This is a genomic window from Paenibacillus sp. (assembly GCF_031177825.1).
GTDB lineage: Bacteria > Bacillota > Bacilli > Paenibacillales > YIM-B00363 > Paenibacillus_AE.
Map to the genome: position 1 here is coordinate 206282 of NZ_JAPSKE010000001.1, position 17698 is coordinate 223979.

The 17698-nt window shown below is 58.4% G+C and carries 14 protein-coding genes; 1 reads left to right on the plus strand and 13 read right to left on the minus strand.

Features of this window, described 5'->3' with window-relative positions:
• Positions 1–5 precede the first annotated feature (5 nt).
• The 6 genes from RIN49_RS00880 to RIN49_RS00905 form a co-directional block, all read right to left on the minus strand.
• Positions 6–971 carry an ABC transporter permease gene (locus RIN49_RS00880; RefSeq protein ID WP_309118273.1) on the minus strand — a complete coding sequence of 322 codons (966 nt, stop codon included), beginning with the start codon at positions 969–971 and terminating at the stop codon, positions 6–8.
• Positions 972–1124: 153 nt separating this feature from the next.
• The gene (locus RIN49_RS00885) at positions 1125–2360 is read right to left on the minus strand and encodes a GGDEF domain-containing protein (RefSeq protein WP_309118274.1); all 1236 of its coding nucleotides are present in this window, start codon (positions 2358–2360) and stop codon (positions 1125–1127) included.
• A 127-nt stretch (positions 2361–2487) separates the two neighbouring features.
• The gene (locus RIN49_RS00890) at positions 2488–3255 is read right to left on the minus strand and encodes a YheC/YheD family protein (RefSeq protein ID WP_309118275.1); all 768 of its coding nucleotides are present in this window, start codon (positions 3253–3255) and stop codon (positions 2488–2490) included.
• A 138-nt stretch (positions 3256–3393) separates the two neighbouring features.
• Entirely contained in the window at positions 3394–4380 is a 987-nt protein-coding gene (locus RIN49_RS00895; protein ID WP_309118276.1) for a 2-hydroxyacid dehydrogenase, read from the minus strand.
• A gap of 53 nt (positions 4381–4433) precedes the next feature.
• Complete coding sequence (locus tag RIN49_RS00900) at positions 4434–5453, minus strand: Gfo/Idh/MocA family protein (protein WP_309118277.1); 1020 nt, start codon at positions 5451–5453, stop codon at positions 4434–4436.
• A gap of 62 nt (positions 5454–5515) precedes the next feature.
• Positions 5516–6526: a response regulator gene (locus tag RIN49_RS00905; protein WP_309118278.1), complete on the minus strand. Its 1011-nt coding sequence runs from the start codon at positions 6524–6526 to the stop codon at positions 5516–5518.
• A 210-nt stretch (positions 6527–6736) separates the two neighbouring features.
• Here RIN49_RS00905 and RIN49_RS00910 point away from each other — a divergent pair, with 210 nt between their 5' ends.
• The gene (locus tag RIN49_RS00910; protein ID WP_309118279.1) at positions 6737–7381 is read left to right on the plus strand and encodes a sensor domain-containing protein; all 645 of its coding nucleotides are present in this window, start codon (positions 6737–6739) and stop codon (positions 7379–7381) included.
• A gap of 79 nt (positions 7382–7460) precedes the next feature.
• On the opposite strand, the gene RIN49_RS00915 is transcribed toward RIN49_RS00910, so the two are convergent.
• The 7 genes from RIN49_RS00915 to RIN49_RS00945 all read right to left on the minus strand — a co-directional run bounded on the left by RIN49_RS00915 (position 7461) and on the right by RIN49_RS00945 (position 17154).
• Positions 7461–8546 carry an acyl-CoA dehydrogenase family protein gene (locus tag RIN49_RS00915; RefSeq protein ID WP_309118280.1) on the minus strand — a complete coding sequence of 362 codons (1086 nt, stop codon included), beginning with the start codon at positions 8544–8546 and terminating at the stop codon, positions 7461–7463.
• A gap of 99 nt (positions 8547–8645) precedes the next feature.
• Complete coding sequence (locus tag RIN49_RS00920; RefSeq protein WP_309118281.1) at positions 8646–10229, minus strand: FAD-dependent oxidoreductase; 1584 nt, start codon at positions 10227–10229, stop codon at positions 8646–8648.
• Positions 10230–10284: 55 nt separating this feature from the next.
• Positions 10285–11283: a zinc-dependent alcohol dehydrogenase gene (locus RIN49_RS00925; protein ID WP_309118282.1), complete on the minus strand. Its 999-nt coding sequence runs from the start codon at positions 11281–11283 to the stop codon at positions 10285–10287.
• Between the two features lie 45 nt (positions 11284–11328).
• Positions 11329–13569: a helix-turn-helix transcriptional regulator gene (locus RIN49_RS00930; protein ID WP_309118283.1), complete on the minus strand. Its 2241-nt coding sequence runs from the start codon at positions 13567–13569 to the stop codon at positions 11329–11331.
• Positions 13570–13628: 59 nt separating this feature from the next.
• Positions 13629–14492, minus strand: a complete 864-nt coding sequence (locus RIN49_RS00935; RefSeq protein ID WP_309118284.1) for a carbohydrate ABC transporter permease — start codon at positions 14490–14492, stop codon at positions 13629–13631.
• Positions 14486–15451, minus strand: coding sequence for an ABC transporter permease (locus RIN49_RS00940; protein ID WP_309118285.1), 966 nt, complete (start codon positions 15449–15451; stop codon positions 14486–14488). Before RIN49_RS00940 ends, RIN49_RS00935 begins: the two co-directional genes overlap by 7 nt.
• Before the next feature lie 83 nt (positions 15452–15534).
• Positions 15535–17154 carry an extracellular solute-binding protein gene (locus RIN49_RS00945; protein ID WP_309118286.1) on the minus strand — a complete coding sequence of 540 codons (1620 nt, stop codon included), beginning with the start codon at positions 17152–17154 and terminating at the stop codon, positions 15535–15537.
• Positions 17155–17698: the final 544 nt, after the last annotated feature.

Sequence of the window (17698 nt, forward strand, 5' to 3'; positions counted from 1 at the left end):
CCCCCTTAGAACAAACCGCCGTTGCCGGTTTTCTTCGCGAAATAGTTGACGGATAACACCATAAGGATGCTGACGACCGATTTGAAAATGCTGATGGCCGCCCCGGCGCCGTAATCGCCGATCTGGAACGAGTAGCGCAGCGCGTACAGGTCCAGCACTTCCGAGTAGTCGATTACCATCGAGTTTCCTAATAAATACTGCGATTCGTAACCGCTCTGGATGACCCAGCCGAGCGATATCGTCAGCATAATGATCGCCACCGGCATAAGCGACGGGATCGAGATATGCCAAATTTTCCGAATCCGGCCCGCTCCGTCGACGTCGGCAGCTTCGTATAGGTCCGGATTTACGCCGGCGAGCACTGCGAGGTAGATAATGGCGTTCCAGCCGACCTCTTTCCAAAAGTAGAAAAACGTATTAATGCCCCAAAACCAATTCGGCTGCGCCATGAAATAGAACGGTTCGTCGAGCAAACCTAGGCCGGTCATGAGATCGTTCAACAGCCCGCCGTCCGGCGACAGCATCACGTGCGCGATCGTACCGATGACGACCCATGAGACGAAATGCGGAATGTACGTGATCGTCTGCACCGTCCGTTGGAACCATCGAACGCGAATTTCGTTCAGCGCGACCGCGAGGCCGACCGCGCCGAGAAAGCCGAAAATCAAGTTCAGGAAGCCCATGGCGAGCGTATTGCGCAGCACGCGGAAAAAATGCGGATCCTTGAACAGCTGCTGGAAGTTTTCGAATCCGACGAACGGACTGCCGCTTATGCCTCTGGCGACCTTGAAGTCTTGGAACGCGATCAGCCATCCGTACAGCGGCATATAGTTGAACACGATGACGAGTCCGATCAGGGGCACGGTCATCAACAGCAGCTCTCGCTGGGCGATTGTCTTCTGTACCCAAACGCAGAGCGCGGAAGGCCGGCCGACCGGGCGGATCGGGTTCGGGTCGAGCTTGGTTTCCATGTATGGCGTCTCCTCCGATTCTCTCTACATTGCCCTTCTCTGTTTCTATCTCGATTATAGAACCGGGTGGAAGCGCTTTTAACCGGAGGAACCATACGAGAATACCCTAGAAAAAAAAGAAAAGAACCCCGAAGGGTTCCTGTGTATTCATTCCTATGCGATAGCTTCCCGTGCGCCGGCGATTCGATTGCGTCCTTGTTGCTTCGATTGCAGCAGCAGATTGTCGGCGTGGACGTAACCGCTCGCGAGCGGCGTCTCGCTCCCGCCCGTTCGAAAGTATACGCCGAACGACGCGGTGTATCTGATGTCGACGCGGGCGCCTCCGAATTCCGCTTCGACGACGCTCTCTTCCACGTCGCGGCGGAGCCGCTCGCAAAAATCCAAGCAATCGTCGTACGAACGGCCTCGGAGCAAAATCGTAAATTCTTCGCCTCCGGTTCGGATGACGATATCGTGCTCGGCGCACGTCGCCTTCATCGTATCCGCGAAATGCCGGATGACGCGGTCCCCGACGGAGTGGTTGTAGGTGTCGTTGATGGACTTGAACCGGTCGATGTCCGTTACGACGATCCCGATCGGCTCGTTCCCGCCCTCCATCGTTTGGATCACCTTCTCCATATAGGTCCGGTTATGTACGCCCGTCAGGTGGTCCGTGTATGCCATCTTCTCAAAGTTGTCTCGCTCCACCCGAGCTTGAATGCTCTGCGCTTTGAACAGCATCGAGTAGCTGGCCAAGTAATTGAGCAGAAACAACCCGATCAGCATCAGCCATTCGTCCGCCGCGATGAAATAATAGAGAAGCCCGTTCGTTAGGGCGGTTTGCGCGATGGCCATTGGCGTTCTTGTTTTATATAAATCGATCGCTTCTTTCCACGTACGGATTTCCCGTTCGAGCACGAACGAGACCACGATGAGCGTGTCGGACAGGAAGCCGGTCAGCAGCGCCGCCGCGGCGATCGCGACCCAATAGAGCGCGCCGTGGACGTCTCCCGCTCCATGCGTGAGCCATGAGAACAAGAAGAAGGCGACCGAATTTTGAAGGACGAACGAACCTACGTTATAGAAGAAATCCGACCATTCTTCCGGGTCCGCATAGCGGTCCAGCTTTCGGTACAAGACATTCGCGAATCGATAAACGATTTCGAACAGGAACAGCCCCGTCAGCCCGGCGTACAAGCTAAGAGACAACCCATAATTGATTCCGTACTCGATCTCGGTCTTCCCCTTCTTACTAATGAAACGAAGGTGATTGTAGAGGATGGAAAATAGCAAGTATATACCGAAATAGATCCAGTATTCGCCCGTAGGTCGGAAGGAACCCAATCCGGCCGCGGCGAGGGCCAGCGCGACCGCGAACAAGGCGAGGGAAAACAGGCGAACGTATAACATTGCTGCGAATCCTTCTTCCTTCTCTGACTTCTAGTAAGGGGCTTACTATATTCTACACTATTTTGAGAGCGTTGACATCCGAACGGATTCCAAAATAAAAACGCCGACTGCGAGAGTCGGCGTTCGGTTACCAACGATTGGATTGGATGGATTTAATCCGTTTCATATGTCGAGCGATCTTGCCGTACAGCTTGCGGTCCTCATGGTACCGGAACAATTCGTAGTACGGGTTCGTATTGACCTCGATGAACCAAATCCGCTTCTCCCGATCCAACCCGATATCGATGCCGAGGCGTCTGCAATGCTTATGACGCTTGCCGAACCGCTCGGCCGCGATCAGGCACAGCCGCTCGATCTCCCTCTTCGCGCGTCGGATGTCGCCGTCCGACCAACCGGCGCGCCGCAACGCCTCGCGGAACCGGACCGGGCGGCCTCCGTGGTGGTAGTTCGTCACGACGCGGTTGCCTGTCGCGGCCTTGCCCATGATGCCCATCATGCGCCAACTCGACTTCGGCCGGAGCAGCAGCACGCGGAAATCGATGGGATGGCCGTCCAGCTGCACGAGGCGAATGCCGCGCTGAATATGGAACAGCTGCGACCGCGTATGCCGGAACACCCGTTTCAGACACTTTTTTCGGCTTTTGAACCGCTTCGTCTTATTTTCGTAATGAAGGAAATACGCACCATCCCGTTTGGCGATCCTGAGAATCCGATTGCCGAACGAGCCATATACCGGCTTCACGTAAACGACCCCGTATTTCTTCAGAAACTTGCGAAGGGTTTTCCGGCGAAGCAGGCGCGTCGGCGGCAAATGCCGGTTCAAGACGGGATGACCCGCCAAGCTTAGATGCCGCGTCCATTTATTTTTGACATGCCAATAACGCTTCTTAAGCAACGAAACGAAACCTCCCGTCCCCTTCGATGGATTCGATGTTGATGGATTCGATGTCCGTATATCCTATTCATCGATGAAATCCGGGGATGGGTATATCGTCCGAGAGATGCGTCTATCTTTGGCCGCGCGGGCGAAGCCCTACTGCGATCTCAGCTCCTTCACGACGTACGCGCCTTCGTCGCCGCGGAGCGACGCGACCAAGTTGCGCGCCGCCGTTATCGCCATGTCGCGCCGCGTCCGCGCGGTCGCCGAGCCGATATGCGGCAGCGTTACGACGTTCGGCATCGCGAGCAGCGGATGATTCGGGTCGACCGGCTCCGTCTCATAGACGTCGAGTCCCGCTCCGCGAATGCGCCCCGCGGCGAGCGCCTCGACCAATGCGTTCTCGTCGACCGTGCGGCCGCGCGACGCATTAATAAAGAAGGCGGAAGGCTTCATGCGGTCGAAGTGCTCCTTCCGGAAAAATCGTTCCGTCTTCGGCGTCAGCGGCGTCATCAAGACGACGAAGTCCGACTCGCCTAACAGCTCGTCCATCGACACGGATTGCGCGCCGTACCGCTCCTCCGCCTCCGGATTGCGGCTCCGGTTATGGTAGTAGAGCTTCATTCCGAAGCCGTGTACCGCACGCTGGGCGATGCGCTCTCCGATTCGTCCGAGGCCGACGATGCCTAAGCTCGCATGATGCACGTCCGTTCCGAACAAGGCGGCCTCGGGCAGGCCGCGCTCCCAACGCCCCGACTTCACGTATGCGTCCAGCTCCGTCACGCGCCTCGCGGCGGACAACATAAGCGCCAGCACCAGATCCGCTACCGTGTCGTCGAGCACGTACGGCGTATGCGTCCCGACGACCCCGCGGCGCCGCATCGCGTCCAGGTCGAAGTGGTTGTAGCCGACCGACACGGTGCTGACCGCCCGGAGCTTCGGCGCGCGGGCGAGCAGCTCGTCATCGATCGCGTCTCCCGACGTCAGCAGCCCTTCCGCGTCGGCGAGCGCCTCGAGCAGCCGCTCGCGGGGAATCGGGCCGTCGCCGTCCCAGCTTCGCACGTCGCAGTACGGTTCTAGACAAGCGAGCGCCTCCGGAGGGATGCGCTTCGCCGCGAATACTTTCGGTTTGCCATGTTCCATCGTTGTTGCCTCCTCGCCCTATCTTCCCATGTAGCGCATGTAGCGCCATTCCCTTATCGGAGGAGCGTCGCCGTCTCGTCGGCGCGAATCGCCGCTTCGGACGCGAGCAGGATGTCGCGGTGCGTAACTCCCGCTTCCCCGCCGCCGAACGCATGGAGCACGAACTGCTCCATGATGCCGAGCGCCGGCGCGTCGACCGATTCGATCGCGAAGCCCGCTTCGTCCGTCACGCTGACGTAAGCGTTCTTATCCATGACCGCGAGTCCGGGATCTCCCTCGAGCCGAAGCTCCGCGGTTCCCCGCGTGCCGACGACGAAGATGCGGCCGTCGCCCCACGTCCAGCTTCGGGTCGGCGTATGCCAATCCGAGTACAGCTGGCAGGCGAGCCCTCCTTCCAATATCGCGCTCGCGATCACGACATCGTAGAACGTCGGATGCTCGGGCAGCAGCTTCTTCGTCATCGTGCAGGCGACGTCGACGATCTCGCGACCGGTCAACCATCGCAGCAAGTCGAAGTCGTGAATCAGCAAGTCGACGGCGATGCCGCCGTGGCGCGCCTTGTCGAAAAACCAAGCGGGTCTTCGTTCTGGCGTCAGCCGATGGGGCTTGCGCATCGAGATGCTGACGACGTCGCCGTATTTGCCGGCCGCGATGTCGTTCCGAAGCGTAAAGATCGACGGCTTGTACCGCGACGTCAACATCATCCCGATCCGAGCGCCCTCCGCTTCCATCGCGCGTCCGAGACGGCGTAGTCCGTCCCGATGCAGAACGATCGGCTTGTCGACCATGATCGGCTTCTTCCGTGCGACGCACCACTCGACCGCGTCGATCTTCTCGTCGTTGACCGCCGCGCAGCCGACCAGATCCGCCGCTTCCAGCGATTCGCGGCGCTCGAACAGCGGCACGCCGTGCTTCTCGACGGTTTCGTGCGTCAACGGAATCGGATGTTCGTCGTACACTCCGATGAACGTATGCCCGAGCTTCTTCATTCCTTGAATGAAACTTTCAATATGCCCGTGCTGGCAGCCGTACACGGCGAATCGGAGCGGCGGGACGATCTGACTTTCGCCCATAGCTTCGCGAGCCTCCTCCTGCAATACGTGTTTCCGGCAAGGGAACGTCCCCCGGATTCGCGTCAGACTCCGTACGGCAGGGCGAGCCGCAGCAGCGTGCCGGGCGGCTCGTCCGTCGGCGTCAGCTCGACGGCGCCGCCCCACGCTTCGACGCGTTCCCGCATGGCGGCGAGACCGATGCCGGGCTCGCTCCCCCCGTCGTACGGACGGCCGTCGTTCCAGAGCGACAGGCGGAACCCGCCCTCGCCTTGCTGCAGACGGAGTAGAAACCGCGTCGCCCCGCCGTGCCGAATCCCGTTCGTGATGCCTTCTTGCACGGCGTGCAGCGCCGTCTTCGCGAAGGACGGGTCCACCGTCGCCGCTTCCGGCTCGAAGTCGGAGACGACGGTCACGCCGGCCAATCGTTCGGCGTCCGCGAGGAACGCGCGCAGCGTTGCGACGAGATCCGTCTCCTGCCGGCCTTGCTGCACCGTTCTTACGGCCTGGCGGATCGTCAGCATGCCGCTGCGCAGCAGCTCGCTGGATTGCTCGAGCCGCTTCAATCCTTCTTCGCGGTTCGCCGCGAGCAGCATCTTCGCCGCCTCCAAATTCATGAGCGTGCTCGTCAGCGTGAAGCCGAGGATATCGTGCAAATCGTGCCCGATGCGTCTCCGTTCTTCGGCGGCGATACGCTCCTGCTCCGTTACCGCAGAACGGCGCTCCTCCAACCGATCCGTGACGGCGCGAATCGACGGGAGCAGCTCCTCGACCCGCACCGGCTTAAGCAAATAGTTGACCGCCTGCAGCTCGATCGCTTGCTTCGCATATTGGAAATCCGCGATCCCGGTCAACAAAATGCATTCGATGTCGAGCTGGCGCTGGCGGATCGTCCCGATCAATTCGAGGCCCGACATCTCGGGCATCCGAATGTCGGTGACCAGCACGTGGACGTCCTGCTCCATGACGATCTGCAGCGCTTGCTTTCCGTTGTACGCTTTATGGATTCTCGTAATCCGGTATTCGTCCCACGGCACCGTGGCGGCTAAGCTCTCCACTAAGTGCTTATGGTCGTCGACGATCAGGATAGAATACATCGGAGAATCGCTTCCTTTCCGGCGTTCGAGCGCTCCCGCGCCTTGCTCCTTCTGTCAGCGTAATCGATCCCGCCTCGGAATACAACAGAAAATCCAACATCTTCCCCCGACGAAAGTCCGGGCCGCGCACGAACCGCGGCCGGTATCGAAGACGGCACGAAAACGGGTAAGATGTGACAGTACATTCCAATTCGAGGAGAAACGATCCCCATGCAAATCCGCCAACCGGCGCTTCCGACGGCGAAGCCGTCCGTCACCCCGTCCGCTTACGTCTTACTGTCGCTCCCGCTCGGCATTTTTTACTTCGTCTTTATCGTCGCGGGACTGACATTGTCCGCCGGCTTGCTGCCGATCTTCGTCGGCCTGCCGATTTTGCTCGGCGTGCTTACGATTCTCTTCGGCATCGCCGGCTTCGAACGATCGCTCGCCCGCGCGGTGCTCGGCCTGGACGATCCCGAGCCCTCTTCCGCTTCCGCCGCCTCCGAATCCGGACTATTCCGCCGGCTCGGCCGTGCGATCGCCGATCCGGCGTCGTACCTGAACATTCTCCTGTGCATTCTGAAGCTGCCGATCGGCATCGTAAACTTCGTCGTGTCCGTCACGCTCGTCTGCGTCAGCATCGGCTTGATCGCGACGCCCGCCGTGTATGTCGTGCTGGAGCGTACGATCGATATCGACATCTTCGAGATGTCGTATTGGCTCGCCGATCTTGCCCCGAACGTCACATCGCTGCAACTCTCCTTCGTCTGCACGGCGGTCGGCATCGTGCTCTTGCTTCTCTCCGTCGCGGCGATTCGCGCGATGGCCGCTTGGACGGCAAGGTTTACGTTAGCCATGGCGCGAGCGCCTCGATAAGCATACATGCGTTATTGCACGAAAAAAAACCGCGCGAGCGGTTCCGCCATTACGGCGGTACAACACTCGCGCGGTTTTGTTATTCGGCTGCCGCTTCCTCGAAATCCGCTTGGAAGTCGACTAGCAGCGTGTGTTGGCAGGCCGTCTGCAGATCGCGCCAGATCCGGTTGACCGCGGCGTCTTCCATCAGCGCGCCGATGCCGAGGTACGGGAACACGTTCCGGCCCGCGCGCATCGCTTCCGCCGCCGCGGCCTTGCTTTCCCGCCCGAGGGCGGCCCAGTCGACGTCCGTCGCGACGTCTCGAAGATGGGCGTCCCACGCCTGCCGGGCGGCGTCGTAATACCGATGCGCCTGCTGCGTCAGCCGCTCCTCCGCTCGGCGGATCCGGCCCGCAACCGACTCGAATCGAGCGCCGCCTCCCTTGCTCCACGCCTCGCGGTTCGCTTCGGCCGCCGCGGAAGCCTCCTCCAGCAGATGTCGTGCGATGCCGATCGCCACCGCGGCGAACGAGCTCTCCGCGAACGGCAGGAACGGCACCCGATACGCGGCTTCGTTCCGACGGTCGTTCTTATCGACGCGGAACGCATGCGAATCCGGCACGAACGCCTCGATCGCCCGAATCGAATGGCTTGCCGTCGCCTTCAAGCCGAACGCCCGCCAATCCGGCACGATCTCGACTTGCTCGGGCCGCAGCGCGAAGGCGAGCGCAGCGGCGTCCGCCGGATCGCCGCCTTCGACGAGCGCCGTCGCCGTGAACGTCGTCGCATAGGTCGAGCCGCTGCAATACTTCCAGCTGCCGCTAACGACGTAGCCGCCCTCGACGCGTTTGGCGCGCCCCGTGGGAGACCCGCTCCCGGCGATGACCGCTCGAGCGTCCGAATAGACGGCCGCAGCCGTCTCCGGCGGCAAGCACGAGGCGAAGTAACCGCCCCCGGAGCCGATCGTCACGGCCCATCCGAAGTTGCCTTCGACTCGGGACGCTTCTTCGAAGACGCGAAGCGCCTCCGGCAGCGGAGCCATTCGACCGCCGTACTCTTCCGGAACGAACAGCTTGAATAATCCGAGCTCGTATATGTACGAGAGCGCCTCGCGACTCAAGGCGCCTTCCCGCTCCATGCGTCCGGCGGCGTCCCTTACCGACTCGATCAAATCTTTCGTAAACAACCGTATCCCCCCTGGTTCCATCCTCCCGATCCGTCTATTTCATTGTAACCGGAACGCAGGAACGGAGTCGAATGCAACGAGCGCGGGATCCGGGACCCATTACACCGAATGGATTTTCGGCCACTCGAGCTCGACGCCCTGCGCGCGAAGCCGCCCTTGGAAGGCGGACAATAGATCAACGTCCTCCCGAACGGTCCGAGGCTCCGCGCTCCGGTCGATGCAGAACGCGGCCAACGCGCCCGCCGCTTCGCCGATGTTCCATTCGACGGGATGCAGCCGGTAGCAGCCGTTCGTAATATGCGTCGTCCCGATATTTTTCCCCGCCGCGATCAAGTTGCTCACCCGGATCGGCAGCAGGCTGCCGAGCGGAATGCGGAACGGCAAGCTCGAGACGTCGACGTACGTACGCAGCGCCGTGCTCGGATGCAGGTCGATGCGGTAGCAGCCTACGCCTACGGAATCGTGGTACGGCTCCGCCGTCCCGTCCGGTCGGCACTCGGGGCTGAGGTGTTGTTCCAAGACGGTCGTCACCGCCCGGATGCGCCGGGACTCCCGGATGTACGGCTTCTTCGCCAGCCCGTCGGTCGTGCCGGTGACGTCGCCGCGAAGCCGCAAGCCCGGATAGCCGACCTTCCCGTCCGGCCGAGGCGCTTCCGTCTGCATCCAATACAGCAGCGACAAGCTAAGCTGCCGCGCGCTCTCGAGCCGCTGCGCGCGGACGTCCGCGGGCACGTCGATGATCGGGCCGAGCCAGTAGTCGTTCTGCGGCCAATTGACGACCGTGATGTCGCTGTCGAACGCTCCGTCCGCGAACAAGGTTCGATCGATCAAGCGGCGATACTTCCAGAGCGAGAACGATGCCGGCTCATCGGGGAAGAAGCCGTACCGGATCGGTTCGAGCGTATGCGGCACGAGTCCCATCCAGCTGAGCAGCCGGTCCGGCCAGAAATCCGCCTTGTACGAGCGCCAGAAGTCGTATTCCGCCGGCTTCGGAATCGTATGATCCTCGCCCTCGATATGGTCCATCGCGAAGCACCAGGTGATCGCCTGCATGTCCGTCGGATCCGCCGCGCCGGGCAGCGCATGCGGCTCGCCCGTCTCCTGAGCGGACTCCGCGCCGGTCACGTATTCGACGCCGGCCAACGGGAGCAAGTCGCCTTCCTCGGTCGCATCGAGGAAATAATCGCCGGTCAGGACGATCGTCTCGCCGGTATCTTCCGACCGAACGGCGACCGATACGATCCGATCTCCGTCCGTCTCCGCGCCGACGGGCGAATGCCGCTCCAAGACGACCAGATTGCCGCTGTGAACGTACGGAGCCAGCATGTCGCGCAGCACCGCGAGCGCCGCGCGCGGCTCGTGCGAAATGCGGCTGACGATCGCATTGCCCGGATTAAACTCCTTCTTCGCGCGAGCTTCGGCCGTCACCGGAAAGTTGCGCAAATAATACGCCCTTACGTCATCTCGGAATTTGCGGTACGACGCCGTGCAGCCGAACCGTTCGATCCACGGATGTTCGTCCGGCGGCACCGCTTGGCTGGTGAACTGCCCGCCGATCCAATCCGAATCCTCGGTCAGGATGACGCGCTTACCCGCCTGCGAAGCGGCGAGCGCCGCGGCCACGCCGCCGACGCCCCCGCCGACGATGACGATATCGGCATGACGCTGTTGTCCGAAAACCATGTTTCATCTCTCCTCATGCGAATGGCTGCCGATCGATGCCGGGCAGCCGCTCGCGTTAATATTGGATTAAGGTGCCTACGACGTTCGGTTTCGCGACTTCGTATTGCCGGTACGCTTCCTCGGCGCGGTCCAACCGGAACACGTCCGTAATGAGCGGCGCGATCGTAATTTTGTTTTCCGCGAGCAGTCGGATATATTCGCCGACGTTGCGTCCTTCGGTCCAACGGACGTACCCGATCGGATAATCCCGATTCTCCCGTTCGTAAGACGCGTCGTACCGCCCCGGCCCGCCGGCTCGAGAGATGAGCACCTGAACTTCCTTCCCGAACATATCGCCGCGGGAATATTCCGTCGTAACGTCGCCGACGATCACGATTTTGCCGCGATCCCGCAGCCATGACATCGCCCGGTTAATCAGCGCCTCCCCGGGACCGCTCGCGCAAATCAAGACGGCGTCCGCGCCGTATGGACCGACGGCGTCCGCCAGCTTCTCCTCGAGCGCTTCCGGCGACGCGTACGCGTGCGGCACGCCTAAGCGGCGGAGCGCCTCCACCCGTCCGGCGTCCAGGTCGAGCCCGGCGGTCCGATACGAAGCGGCGTTGGAAATTTGAGCGATCAGATTGCCGAGAATACCGAGACCGACGACCGCGGTCGATTCGCCGAACGACAAGGACGCGGTCCGGAGGGCGTGAATGGCGATGGCGCCGAGCCCCGCGAAGGCGGCTTCCTTCGGATCGACGCCGTCCGGCACCGCCGCCGTCAAGTTCGACGGCATCGACAGCCGTTCCGCGTGCCTCGCGTATGGAGCGCCGTAACACGCTACGCGCTGGCCCGGGTACCGATCGGTCACGCCGTCGCCCACCGCTTCCACGATGCCGACGGCACTGTAGCCGAGAACGACCGGCTGCTCCGGCATGCGCTTCAGGAAGCCCATCTCGGTCCCCGGACTGATCGCGGAATATTCGGTGCGCACGATGACGTGGCCCGCCGTCGGCGTCGGTGCCGGCAGCTCAGTGATGACTATGTTTCCTTGTTGCGTGGCGATCGCTTTCATCGTGCTTCATCCCCCAGATGTTCAACCCGTTAATCATTCATGACATTAACTGACTTGACGCTTTCGGTATTCGCTCGGCGAGATGCCGTAATACTTCTTGAACGTCGTCGTGAACGTCGAAGAGTTCAAGTAACCGGTCTTCTCCCCGATCTCGGCGACCGTCAAGCTCGAGTCTTTCAACAATTCTTTCGCATGGGACAAGCGGACCTTGTTCAAATACTCGACATAGTTGACGCCGAACGTCTTCTTGAAATAGTTGGAGAAATATTTCGGCGTCGTCTCGAGCACTTCGGCCATATGGTCCAGATACAGATTCTCCATATAATGGAGATCGATGTATTGCGATATGAACGACGGATTCAGCTTGCTTCGCTGCTCGCCTTGGCTCTGGCTCGCCACCGAGGCGGCGAGCGACACGAGCGCTTCTTCGATGTCCGCGACGCCGCTAGCCCCTTCGGCCGTGCGTTGGAAGTCGAGCTCAAGCCGGTACAACGCCTGGCGGTCGTTCCCGTTCCCCTCGGCGACTTGCAGCATCGAGAAGAAAATCGCGTTCGCGACGTGCTTCAGCTGATTCCGGTGCACGTTGCGATCCAAGTTTTCCCGAAGCGTCTCCCGAACGATCTCCACCGCTTCGTCCCTGCGCCCGTTCAGCAACAGATTCGACAGCTTCTCCACGCGCTCGAACGGGAAGTACACGTTCCACTCGTACCGGAGCGTCTCGACGTCCAACAGGATGGCATCCTTCATCTTGCGATAGGGCGAGGCGTGGACGACGTCGTCATACGCTTTCGCGCAGTTCGATACTTGGGATTCGTACGTACGGCTTACGCAGCCGCGGAGGGCGCAGTCCGTCAGCCCCTTCTCGAATCGCAAGACCATATTGCCGAGACGGCGAAGCAGCGTCTCCCTCCCGGACGATTGATCGAGCCCGATCATCGCGAGGAATCGCAAATTCCCATGGTGGAACACTTCCGCGTGCATCCGTTCGCTGCTTAGCGACTCGCGCAGCCGCGATTCGAACGCCTCGATCGAATCGAACGGCAGACGGTCCCTTCGTTCGGGAACCGCTTCGAGGGAAAGCATGACGAAATACTTCTTCCGGAAGAAGTCGGGATAATGACGACGCAGCAGCGCGTCCTGCTCCTCGGTGTGCGGGAAAGCGTCCAGCGTCTGGAAGAAGACGACCTTCCGCATCTCGGCGTCCACCAGTTCGAGCTGCTTCCGGTAAGAGTCGTTTTCCGACTGAATCCGTAAGATGCCGCTGTGAATTTTCCGAAAGTCGTTCCCTTTTACCTGTCCTTCGCCGAACAATTGCAAAATCCGCTTCACCGGCTTATATAAGTAAATACTCAGCAAGCCGGACAGCAATAAAGCGCATAAAATTCCAGTGAACATAATGATTCGGTTCGCTTGATTGACAGAGTCGATGTTTTGGAACTGATACGGCACTTTATCGATATAAATGAATGCGTTGTAATTCGACTTATAAAAGTTATATTCGAAGTTTTCCCTCGTTACGCTCGTTTCGTTGCCGGCTTTGAAGTACACGTCGTTCAAGATTTCCATCAATCCGAAGCTTTCTTCGGTGCTAAGGAGAATATTTCGGGCTTGGTCCATCACGATCAAAGAGGCGCCCGGAAGCATCGCTTTCTGATCGACGTGCTTCATCAGCGCTTCCACGTTCACCAACATAATGATGTTCTTCGACGAAAGCCGGAATTTGTTTCCGTCTACGATGGCGATGAGCCGCTTGTTCTTATATTGGGACCCGTCCGAGTACACGCGATAATCGGCGGCCGGGAACGTCTTAAGTTCGTGCTTCGTGGACGACAACGATCGCCAATACTCCGCGTCGTACACTTCGTGCCGATATTTGGTCGTGAACAGCGTGTGTAAATCGCTGGTCCCTCTCGACGTAACGGCGAGATTCGAGTGATCGTAAAATACGATGATATCCTCGAGGTAATCGACGTTGGAGAGAAGCGATGCGAGCTGCTCCTGCATCATGTAAATTTCGCTCATTTTCATGCGTCCGTCCGCTTGAATCGAGTCGTCGTACCGCAGTCCGTGGACGGAATGAATGACGTTGTTCACGGTGCGGAAGCTGTTGTCGAACGATTGAATGATCGAACGCATGATGAGCGCGTTGTTTTGCGTGACTTTGTCGTAAATGCCGGATATCGAGTTTTTATAGACGATGTAGTTGGATACGAACATTACGGTAATGACGAGCAGTAACGCAAAGAAGATTTGCAGCAAACCCGCATTGGTAACGATTCGTTTCATAGATGATCTTCTCCCGACGCCGTGATGTGTATCCTAAAATAATTCTACATCGTCTCCGCTCATCCCTTCTCCGACCCTAACATTACACCTTTAGCAAAATATTTCTGGGCGAACGGATAAATCATTAGAACCGGTATCATCGACAAGACGATCGTCGCGTTCTTAAGCGCCTGCGGCGCGAGCGCGGCCGCATCGACCAATCCCGCGTTGTTTCCTTCGCTGAAGATGAGCATGCCCCTCAGCACGACTTGCAGCGGATGCATCGTCTGATCGGTCAAGTAAATCATCGGCAGGAAGAAGCTGTTCCAATGTCCCATGAAATAGAACAAACCGATCGACGCGAGCGCCGGCTTCGACAACGGAATGACCATGTTGAACAAGATCCGGAATTCCGACGCGCCGTCGATCAGCGCGGCTTCGCGAATTTGCGTCGACATGTTTTCGTAGAAGCTCTTCAAGATGATCAGTTCGAACGTCCAGATCGCATTCGGAATGACGAGCGCCCAGACGGAATCGAGCAGGCCGAGCTCTTTCACGATCATGTAGTTCGGAATAATGCCCGGATTGAGGAACATCGTCAGAACGATCATGAACATAAAGTATTTTCGGCCGATAAAGCCTCGCTGCGAGAGCGGATACGCCGCGACGGCGGTGAACAGCAAGTTGATGAACGTACCGAGCGCAGTGTAGAAAATGGTGTTCAAATACGCGCGCGGGATGCGATTGTCGGACAACACCTCGGCGTACGCGTTGAAATTCAACCCCCGAGGCCAAAGCCAAACCTTGCCTTGCGTCACAAGCGCGGTGTCGCTGAGCGAGACGGCTAGAATATAAACGACCGGGTACACGGTGGAAATCGCCAACGCCGTCAGCAGGAGCGCGTTGATCGCGTCGAACAGCGTAAATTTCCGTTGACCTACCATAACCCGCTCCCTCCCATTCGACGGCTGATGAAGTTCGCGCCAAGCAGCATGACCATCGCGACGACCGCTTCGAACATGCCTACGGCGGCGGCGTAGCTATAATTCGCCTCCAGCAATCCCTTCCGATAAACGAAGGTCGAAAACACGTCCGCGACATCGTAAGTGGTAGGATTGTACAACAGCAATACCTTCTCGTAGCCGACGCGAATCATCGAGCCCGTCTTCAAGATGAACATGATGACGATCGTCGGCATTAAGCCGGGCAGCGTAATATGGCGCATGACCTGCCAACGGCTTGCGCCGTCGACTCTCGCCGCTTCGTATAACGTCGGACTGATGCCGGCGACGGCGGCCAAAAATACGATCGCCTCGTAACCGACGCTCGCCCAGATGTCGGAGATGACGTAGATCGAACGGAACCAAGACGCTTCGATCAGGAAGTAAATCTTCTCGAACCCGAACCAGGCGATGATCCGGTTAATGATGCCGTTCGACGGAGATAGGAAGTCGATGATCATACTGCTGACGATTACGACGGATAAGAACGCCGGCAAATAGCTGAGCGTCTGGATCGACTTCTTGAACGCCGCGACCCGTACCTCGTTCAGCATGATGGCGAGAATGATCGGAAACGGGAAACCGAAAATAAGCGAGTAAAACCCGAGCGCGAGCGTGTTGCCGAACAGCTGCCAGAAATCAGGACTAGAGAAAAACTTCTCGAAGTGCTTGAGCCCGACCCACGGACTGTCGATGATGCCTTGAAATACACTGTAATCCTTAAACGAGATGATCAAGCCGTATAACGGACCGTACCGGAAAATGAGATAAAACAAAATGCACGGTATAAAGAGGAGCAGAAGCTGCCGATCCCGCTTCATATGTTTCCACGTTGCTGCCAGCCTTGCGCCGATAGAGGATTGCGGTTGGCGCGGATAAGGCTTCGTCCCGGGGTGCTCCATGATGCTCTCCCTCCTGTTCTAGAATCAACGGCACCCGAACCGCGATTGCGTCCGAGTGCCGCCGACCGTTCTTTACGATGCGATTATTGCGATTCGAAACGCGCTTGAGCCGCGTTGAACACTTCCGTCAGCTGGCTTGCGCCCGCCTTCTCCGCGTTCTGCTGCCATTCGCTCCATTGCGCGTCGCCGTATGCTTTGTCAAGGATGTACTTCGCGCTGAACTCGGCCGCTTCTTTCATCAACGTGACTTGAAGCTCCGCGATCGTCGCGTTCTCGTCGTCGCTGAAGTTCAAGACCGGATCCAAAGCTTCGAATTTGTTCTGCGATACGATCTTATCTTGCGCTTCTTGTTCCTTCTCCGTGAAATTGTAGTACACGCTGCGGCGGTCGGGATTCAGATACATGCCTTCGAGCCACAGGCCGTACTTGTCTTCCAGCACCTTGATGTCGACGAGCGGCACGTCGGCGAGCTCCGGATAGACCGGCTTGCCGTCCGCGTCGAAGTTGAACGTCTCGCCTTCCACGCCGAGCGTGACGAGCGCCGCGCCGGACGGGCTGGTGAGGTAGTCGAGCAGCTTCAAAGCGATTTCTTTCTTGTCGTTGTTCGCGACCGTGATGCCGAAGTTGACGTCGATCTTCGGAAGCGTGCGCACATTGCCCGTCGGACCGACCGGGTTCGCGTAGCGCATGTCGTACGTCGGGTATTGGTCTTTCACTTGGTTGTAGAACAAGTCGAGACGGCCGATCCAATCCCACGTGACGAACGCCTTATCCGTCGTCAGCTTCGCGGTCCAGGAGTCCGGCGTATCCGTCAAGAACTCCGGATCGAGCAAGCCCTCGTTGTACAACTTCTTCATGAAGTCGAGCATGTCCTTGAACTCCGCTTGCGCCGGCGCGAACTTCCACGTCTTCGCGGCTTCGTCGTAGTACATCGGGTAGCTTGCGCCGCTGACGCCCCAGCCGTAGCCCCAATCGCGGAAGATGCCGTCTTTCGTCTTGGAAGCGATCGGGAACGAGTCCGGGTACGCTTCTTTGACTTTCTTCATTGCTTCATAGAACTCATCCGTGTTCGTCCACTCCGGAATTCCGAGCTTATCGAAGATGTCCTTGCGGTACATCCAGCCGTGGTTGACGTCGCGGTTCATGTTGTAGATCGGCCAGGAATACAGCTTGCCCGCTTCGTCGCCGTACGATTTCACGACCCACGGATTTTCGTCGATATAAAGCTTCTTGAAGTTCGGCAGCATGTCCGCATAGTCGTTAATCGCGACGACCGCGCCTTGTTGGCCGATCTTCTTCAGTTCCGCGAACGGAAGGCCGTGGAAGATGTCCGGCAGCTGGCCGGAAGCGACGACGACGCGCAAGCGGTCTTGGTACGTCGTGCTGGAGTACGTTTGAAGATCGAGCGTGATGCCCGTGCGCTTCTCGATTTCTTTCGCGATCAATTTATCGTTGGCCGGATTTTCGCTGACCAACATCCAAGTGAGCGTCGTCGGCTCGTCGACGATCGGAAGCTTGATGCCTCCCGTATCCCCGTATTGCGAGGATGTGTCTTCTTCAGCCGCCGGCGTTTCCGCCGTTGGCTGTTCCGCTGCCGGCGTCTCAGCTGCCGGCTCCGGTTCGGACGCGCCGCCGCTGCAGGCAGCCAGAATCGAAGTCAACAATGTTAATACGAGTGCGCCATTCAGATGCTTGCGATTCATTTCTGTCTTCCTCCCTTTTCTACTGTTCAACTATTAAGTAGTCTGCTGAGGCTCTTTCATGTCATGAATACTCACGTTCAAGACCTTCCCCTGCAGCCAAGATCATCGTAATCCGGAACGCGAATTTCGTAAACTCAGCTTTCTCGCCAAGTTCAACAAGAAATTCGGAAATCGCTTCCAAATCGTAAAAACGTTGATTTGTAGCGGAAAATTCGATGTAGAAAAACCTAATACGAAAGAAATTCGGAAAATTATTGACGTTACACCATGATAACATGAATTGTTACTGAGCACTTCGATATTCTTACGTTATTATTTTCCGTCGTTTCCGATTGCGTTTCGATTCGACCGGCGAGCCGCTGCCGAATTTATCAATCCCATATATGGGGCGCGCTTACGGGATGAGGATACGATTGTCCATCCTGCCGCCCCCTTCCTCGTTCTTTCCGATCAAAATAAGAAAACCATTACGCCTCGATCGAAAAAGACTGCTTCCGACCAATCCACTAACATTAGGAATTCAATAACTTGGGGCGCTTCTCCA